This window comes from Corallococcus exercitus (genome assembly GCF_003611585.1).
In the GTDB taxonomy this organism is placed as follows: Bacteria; Myxococcota; Myxococcia; order Myxococcales; family Myxococcaceae; genus Corallococcus; species Corallococcus exercitus.
In genome coordinates, this window is record NZ_RAVW01000782.1 from 1 (window position 1) to 1,426 (window position 1,426).

The 1,426-nt window shown below is 71.7% G+C and carries 2 protein-coding genes; both read right to left on the bottom strand.

The annotated features are described in order from the left end of the window. Positions 1–497, bottom strand: a 497-nt coding sequence (locus tag D7W79_RS41970) for a hypothetical protein (RefSeq protein ID WP_147442361.1), incomplete at its 3' end; no start/stop codon positions are given. Positions 498–560: 63 nt separating this feature from the next. Beyond that, on the bottom strand, positions 561–1,426 hold an 866-nt coding region (locus D7W79_RS41975; RefSeq protein WP_120530752.1), incomplete at its 5' end, for an SDR family oxidoreductase.

Sequence of the window (1,426 nt, forward strand, 5' to 3'; positions counted from 1 at the left end):
GTACGCGAGGGGCGCCCGCCCTCCCCCGAGCGACCCGGACGAGCGGGCTCCGCGTCCTCGCGTACACCGCCGCGCGACGGACGAAGAGCGGTCTCCGGCGCGGCGAAGCCCTCGTCGTCATCCTCGCCACGAACGCCCCGGCCTTCGCGCGCGGGGGGCGGAGGCACGGGCTTGAGGCCGTCCACGCGGGTCTCCTCGACGAGGTCCTCGTCGGGAACCGGAGGCGGCGTCATCCGCGTCTCCAAGCCCGTGAGCTCGGCGGCGCGCAGGGCCGCGCCCGTGGTGGGCGCGACTCGCGTCTGGTTGCCCCAGGACTTGCGCCCGGAGCCACCCGAGGACGAACGGGCCGCCTCCGCGGCGTCCCGTTGCACGGCGGGCGGCACCTGGGTCTGCTCGGTGCGGACCTCCTCCGTCTCGTCCAGGTCGTCGTCGAGCGGTGCGACCCGGGTCTCGTCGACCCGCTCCGGCTCGTCGTTCCTGCGGTGCCCCTTGGCCATGTGCGCGACCTCTCGCGTCAGACCATAGCGCTTCGTCCGGCCGCCGGGGATGGGCCGTGCGCGTCAGTCAACAGGCCAGTCCGGGCACACAATTTCGATGGAGCCCCCCATCCACGACGCATAGGCCGCGTCGTCCGCGACGGTGTACGGCTTTCCGTACGTCCGCTCGAAGTACTCCGCCCAGTGCGGCTGCGAGCCATCCAGATCCGTGAAGCCGTACTCGCGGGCCAGCGTCCACGACGCGACAACGCGCCCTGCCCTGCGGTGGACGTTCGGATCCGCCGCGAGCGCCGCCACCGCGCGGCCCACGTACGACGGCGTCTCCGACGCGATGAAGTCCGGGACCTTCTTCACCGCGTCGCGCCAGTTCGCCTCCTTCACCCCGAAGCCATTCAGCATCTCCTCCGAGCGAAGGAACCCCGGCGTCACCGCCAGCGCCGTGATGTTCGTGCGGCGCAAGTCGCGCGACATCGCGAAGGCCAGCCGGATCACCGCCATCTTCGTCACGTCGTATGAAACGCCGCCCCGGTACCCGAACGAGTCCCCATCCGTCACCTCCACGATGAGCCCCCGGTCGCGCTCCAGCATCAACGGCACCGCGTAGCGGCTCGTGACGATGTGCGTGTACACGGCCCGGTCGAACATGAGCCGCGCCTTCGCGGGTGACTGCTTCCAGAACGGCAGCCCCAGCTCGTGCAGCGTCTCCCCGCCCCAGATGTCGTTGACCAGCACGTCCAGCTTCCCGGCCTCCGTGCGGATGCGCTGGCAGAGCGCCTCCACCTCCGCCTCCACGGTGTGGTCCACCCGCACCGCGATGCCTCTCCCGCCCAGCGCCGTCACCTGCTCCGCCGTCTCCTCGATCGTCTCCGGCCGCGAGTCCCCGCTCGCAAGCCCACCCCGCACGCTGCGCCCGGTGCAGTACACCGTGG